5 protein-coding genes and 2 pseudogenes are annotated in these 5486 nt (G+C 73.5%); 6 read left to right on the top strand and 1 reads right to left on the bottom strand.

What is annotated here, in order from left to right; genetic code table 11:
* Positions 1–510, top strand: a pseudogene (locus DY245_RS34705) (family 2 glycosyl transferase); the annotation flags it as partial.
* Positions 507–2099 (top strand): DUF5719 family protein, encoded by a 1593-nt coding sequence (locus tag DY245_RS34700; protein ID WP_128511084.1) that lies wholly within the window; start codon positions 507–509, stop codon positions 2097–2099. The pseudogene DY245_RS34705 and the gene DY245_RS34700, both read left to right, overlap by 4 nt.
* Before the next feature lie 42 nt (positions 2100–2141).
* Here the strand turns inward: DY245_RS34700 and DY245_RS34695 are convergent, their stop codons facing one another.
* Positions 2142–2531: a metallopeptidase family protein gene (locus DY245_RS34695; RefSeq protein WP_128511083.1), complete on the bottom strand. Its 390-nt coding sequence runs from the start codon at positions 2529–2531 to the stop codon at positions 2142–2144.
* Positions 2532–2869: 338 nt separating this feature from the next.
* Here DY245_RS34695 and DY245_RS34690 point away from each other — a divergent pair, with 338 nt between their 5' ends.
* The 4 genes and pseudogenes from DY245_RS34690 to DY245_RS34675 all read left to right on the top strand — a co-directional run.
* Positions 2870–3316 (top strand): DUF3499 domain-containing protein, encoded by a 447-nt coding sequence (locus DY245_RS34690; protein WP_128511082.1) that lies wholly within the window; start codon positions 2870–2872, stop codon positions 3314–3316.
* A 157-nt stretch (positions 3317–3473) separates the two neighbouring features.
* A complete protein-coding gene (locus DY245_RS34685; protein ID WP_128511081.1) occupies positions 3474–4832 on the top strand; it encodes a phosphomannomutase/phosphoglucomutase in 1359 nt (452 codons plus the stop codon).
* A gap of 153 nt (positions 4833–4985) precedes the next feature.
* Positions 4986–5201, top strand: coding sequence for a Trm112 family protein (locus DY245_RS34680; RefSeq protein ID WP_128511080.1), 216 nt, complete (start codon positions 4986–4988; stop codon positions 5199–5201).
* Positions 5202–5277: 76 nt separating this feature from the next.
* A pseudogene (locus tag DY245_RS34675) lies at positions 5278–5486 on the top strand (SIS domain-containing protein); the annotation flags it as partial.

The following is a 5486-nucleotide window of genomic DNA, read 5'->3' as shown; positions in this document are numbered from 1 at the left end:
GACGGCCGCCGGGCCCGCCGTCTGCGCGCCCAGGCCGAGGCCGCCGGCGCCCCCGAGACGGCCGGAGCCGACATCCCCGCGGCGCGTGGGGAGCAGCAGCCGCTCGATCCGGCCGCCGACCCGACGGCCGGTGAGATCCCCGTCCAGGATCCGTACGCGGCGGTGCCGCAGCAGCAGTCGTACGAGGAGTGGCAGGCCGCCCAGCAGGGCGTGCCGACCCAGCCCGGTCAGCCCGGTCACGCCGCCGAGCAGCAGCCCTACCAGCCCGCCGACCCCTACCAGGCCGGGCAGTACGGGGCGCAGTACCCGCAGGCGGACCCGTACCAGGCCCCCGACCCGTACGCCGCCGACCCCTACCAGGCGGGCGCCTACGACCCGTACGGCTACGGGCAGCAGCAGTACACCGACGGCCGGCAGCAGCCCCAGCAGCCCTACGACGACGGCACCGAGTACCCGGGGTACTCCGGCTCCTACCCCGAGCCGCGCCGTGACGGGAGCGACCAGCAGTGAAGCGCACCATGATGTCCCTGATCGGCGTGGCCGTCGCGCTGGCCGCCGTCTCCGGCGTCGCCGCCGTGGCGGCCCCGGACGGCGGCGCCAAGGAGACGCCCGGCAGCGGCACCCGGCTGCCCGTCCAGCGCTCCGCGCTGCTCTGCCCGGCCCCCACCTCCTCCGAGGTCGGCGAGACCACCTACACCGCCTTCTCCCCCAAGGGCGCCGCCGCCGGTACGGACGTCAAGAAGGGCACCGCCAAGCTGCTGCCGGCCGGAACCGTCCGGGACGCCGGCAGCGGCGACGACGGCAAGAGCGGCAAGAAGCAGGGCGGCAAGGGCGGCAAGGCCAAGGGCAGCGGCGCGGACTCCACCGGGCAGAGTGTCGCCCCCCGCGACACCAAGCCCGTCGTGCCCCTCCAGGAGGCCGGCAAGCCGGTCACGGTCACCACCGACCGCTCCGACGCCCCCGCCCTCGTGGGCACGGCGGACGGCACCCTGGCCCCCGGCTGGACCGTCCAGCAGACCACCTCGGTCGCCGCCGGTTCCGGCCGCGGGCTCCTCGGCCTGAGCTGCACCACCCCTGACACCACGTTCTGGTTCCCCGGAGTGAGCACCGCCACCGACCGCCAGGACTACGTCCACCTCACCAACCCCGACTCGACCCCGGCCGTCGTCGACCTCGAACTGCACGGCAAGGACGGCTCGTTGACCGGCTCGGCGGGCGAGGACATCTCCGTACCGCCGCACACCACCGTCCCCGTACTGCTCTCCACCCTGACCACCAGCCCGACCACCAACGCCGCCCTGCACGTCGTCGCCCGCGAGGGCCGGGTCGGTGCCGCCGTCCAGGCGAGCGACACCAAGCTCGGCAGCGACTGGCTGCCGGCCGCCGCCGACCCGTCCCCGAGCGTGGTGCTGCCCGGCATCCCCAAGGACGCCACCTCTGTCCGCCTGGTCGCGATCGCGCCCGGTGAGTCCGACGCCGACCTGAAGGTGCAGCTGGCCACCCCCACCGGGCTGATCACCCCGGCCGGCCTGGAGAGCCTGCACCTCAAGAGCGGGATGACCACGGCGGTGGACCTCAAGGACGTCACCAAGGGCGAGGCCGGTTCGCTGGTCCTCACGCCCTCCGACGGCGGCTCCAAGGCCCCGGTCGCCGCCGCGCTGCGGGTCACCCGCGGCAAGGGCGACAAGCAGGAGATGGCGTTCATCCCCGCGGCCCGGCCGGTCGAGAAGCGCGCCACCGCCGCCGACAACCGCGACCAGGGCAGCACCCTGTCGCTGGTCGCGCCCGAGAAGGGCAAGGACGCGAAGGTGACGGTCACCGCGTCGGCCGGCAGCGGCGGCGGCACCGCGGTCAGCAAGACGTACACAGTCAAGGGCGGCACCAGCCTCGACATCGCGCCGCCCCGCCCGCAGGGCCTCAAGGGCGGCTACGCGCTGACCGTGGAGCCGGAGTCCGGCAGCGGCCCCGTCTACGCGGCCCGGATGCTGGCCCGGCCACAGGGGGGCGTGCCCGCCTTCACCGTCCAGCCGCTGCCCGACGACCGGGGCTCGGTCGTCGTCCCGACCGCGGGTCAGGACCTGTCGGTGCTGACGGACTGACCGACGGACTCCAACGGCGTCACCGGACCCGCGCTCCCGGCCTCACTCCTGGCCGTAGCGCGGGTCCACCGATTCCGGCGCCAGCCCCAGGAGTTCGGCGACCTGCTCGACCACCACCTCGTGGACCAGCAGCGCCCGCTCGTCACGGGTCTTCGTACGGATCTCCACCGGCCTGCGGTAGATCACGATCCGGTCGCGATGTCCGCCCGCGGCCGGCAGCACCCGCCCCAGCGGCACGGTCTCCTCGTCGACGGCCGCATCCGGACCGTCGTCCGGGCCGAAACCGGGCACTTCGAAGATCAGGAAGTCGACCTGGGAGAGCTGCGGCCAGCGCCGCTCCAGACGGTCCCGGGAGTCGTACACAAGATCCACGAAGGCGTCGGCGCGGGTCACCGACAGCGGCACCTGGGGTGGCGCGATCGGCCCGCGCATGCCACGGCCGTGGCGGTCGCGGCGGCGGAGCCGCGGCTCCGTCGGTCGGGGAGGTACGGGGCTGTCCATCAGCATCGAGCGTAGCCGTCACGGGCCCTCGCGCACGGGAGAGCGCGACGATACGCAACAAGAAGCCGGCTGTCGCTGACTGACCGGACCGGACCGCGTCGGTTTCGTTTCCCTCCCCGCATCAGATCGCGGATCGCCCGCGGAATGTCAGGAAATGTACCGAGTGGTGACGGGATTCATCGCCGCGCGCCGTCCGTCCCGGCGCACCCGGCCCAGGTCAGGTCGAGCGGGTGCAGGTCAGACGCATCGGACGAAGCGGGACGACACGGTTGGGTGAGCCGGGGGAGAGTCGTCGCGGCCCGCTCAAGAGTGCGGTACCGTCCAACGTCGTGAGCCCTGTACGTCGCTGTTCGCGCACTGCGTGCGGCCGCCCCGCCGTCGCAACGCTGACGTACGTCTATGCGGATTCGACCGCCGTGCTCGGACCGCTCGCCACCTACGCCGAACCGCACTGCTACGACCTGTGCGCCGAGCACTCCGAGCGGCTGACCGCCCCCCGCGGTTGGGAAGTCGTGCGCCTCGCCCTCGACTCGGGCCCGGCCCGCCCCAGCGGCGACGACCTCGAAGCCCTGGCCAACGCCGTCCGTGAGGCGGCCCGCCCCCAGGAACGCGCCGCCGGCGCCGCCGGATCGCCCGCCCCCGGCGACCGCGACTCCCGGCCCATGGAAGCGGGCCGCCGCGGCCACCTCCGGGTACTGCGCTCGCCCGATTCCTGAGCGGCCCCTTCCGGCCCCTCGCCGCATCCCCGGCAGCCCCGCGCCGCGGACAACACCCCTTCGTGACACCGCACTCGGCCACGTACGGGCTACACGGCCCGCGCACAGGCCCGCCCGGTAGGTTGGAACTCCGCAAATACCCCAGGAGGGCTGGCTTGTGACTGATCTGTCGCAGATCGTGAAGGCGTACGACGTCCGCGGTGTCGTCCCCGCCCAGTGGGACGAACCGCTGGCGGAGCTGTTCGGCGCGGCCTTCGTCGAGGTCACCGGCGCCGACGCGATCGTGATCGGGCACGACATGAGGCCCTCCTCGCCCGGCCTGTCGGGCGCCTTCGCGCGCGGCGCGGCGGCCCGCGGCGCGGACGTCACCAAGATCGGCCTCTGCTCGACCGACGAGCTGTACTACGCGAGCGGCTCACTCGGCCTGCCCGGCGCGATGTTCACCGCCTCGCACAACCCGGCCCAGTACAACGGCATCAAGATGTGCCGGGCGGGCGCGACGCCGGTCGGCCAGGACACCGGTCTCACCGATATCCGCGCGCTGGTCGAGCGGTGGTCGGACGAGGGTGCCCCGGAACCGGTCGCCAAGCCGGGCGGCATCACCGAACGCGACGTACTGGGCGACTACGCCGCCTACTTGCGCAGCCTGGTGGACCTGAGCGGTATCCGTCCGCTGAAGGTCGTGGTGGACGCCGGCAACGGCATGGGCGGGCATACCGTACCGACCGTCTTCGAGGGGCTGCCGCTCGAACTGGACGCGATGTACTTCGAGTTGGACGGTTCGTTCCCCAACCACGAGGCCAATCCGCTGGACCCGAAGAACCTCGTGGACCTCCAGGCGCGGATGCGCGAGGTGGGCGCCGACATCGGACTCGCCTTCGACGGCGACGCGGACCGCTGCTTCGCCGTCGACGAGAACGGCGACCCGGTCTCCCCGTCCGCGATCACCGCCCTGGTCGCCGCCCGCGAGCTGGCCAAGCACCCCGGCGGGACGATCATCCACAACTGCATCACCTCCTGGTCGGTGCCCGAGGTCGTCAGGGAGAACGGCGGCACCCCCGTCCGCACCCGCGTCGGCCACTCGTTCATCAAGGACGAGATGGCCAGGACCGGCGCGATCTTCGGCGGTGAGCACTCCGCGCACTACTACTTCCGCGACTTCTGGAACGCCGACACCGGCATGCTCGCCGCGATGCACGTCCTGGCGGCCCTCGGCGGCCAGGAGGGCACGCTGTCGCAGATGGTCGCGCAGTACGACCGGTACGCCGCCTCCGGCGAGATCAACAGCACCGTCGACGACCAGGCCGGCCGCCTCGCCGCGATCAAGGCCGCCTACGAGGGCCGTCCGGGCATCACCCTCGACGAGCTGGACGGCCTGACCGTCACCGCCGACGACTGGTGGTTCAACGTGCGCCCCTCGAACACCGAGCCGCTGCTCCGGCTGAACGTCGAGGCCCGGGACGCGGCCGGCGTCGACCGCGTCCGCGACGAGGTCCTGGCGATCATCCTCGGCTGACGCCGGCCCCAGGACCGGAGGCCCGCTCCGGGGGGCCGGGGCGGTATCCGCCGCCCCCGCCCCCACCACCGCAAATCCCCTCCGAGCAGGCCGGGGCGTGTCATGCGGCGGTACGCTGGCACAGCCGCAACCACCCCCGAAGGAGCAGCGTCCATGCCGGTCGAAGCAAGCTTGATCCAGATCCTCGCCTGCCCGGCGTGCCACGCCCCACTGGAGGACCGGACTGCGTCGGACCCCGCGGAGCTGATCTGCACCTCCGGCGACTGCGGCCTCGCCTACCCCGTCCGGGACGGCATCCCCGTACTCCTCGTCGACGAAGCCATCCCCCATAGCCCTAAAGGCATGGGAGGTACCCCCAGCCCCGCCTGACCGGGCGCCGCCGGGCCCGCCCCGGCACCGCCCGGTGTTCCCCCGCCCGTGCCGGCGATCGGAGGCCGCGCCCACCATGCTCGACGAGTCACTCCTCGACACCCCTGACGCACTGGCCGGCGCGGACCGTTTCGGTCTGCTGCGCGGCGTCGCCGAATCCGGCGCCCGGGTCCGGACCGCCATCCGCAGCGCCACCGAATCCGGCATCCCCGCACTGACCCCCGACGGGCGGCCGCGCGCCGTCCTCGTCGCGGGGCCCGGCCCGGCCGCGGCCGGCGTCGCCGA

Origin of the sequence: Streptomyces inhibens (assembly GCF_003389455.1) — a bacterium.
GTDB classification, from domain to species: Bacteria; Actinomycetota; Actinomycetes; order Streptomycetales; family Streptomycetaceae; genus Streptomyces; species Streptomyces inhibens.
The sequence above is the reverse complement of the archived record's forward strand: the minus strand, read 5'-3'. Positions and strand labels throughout refer to the sequence as shown.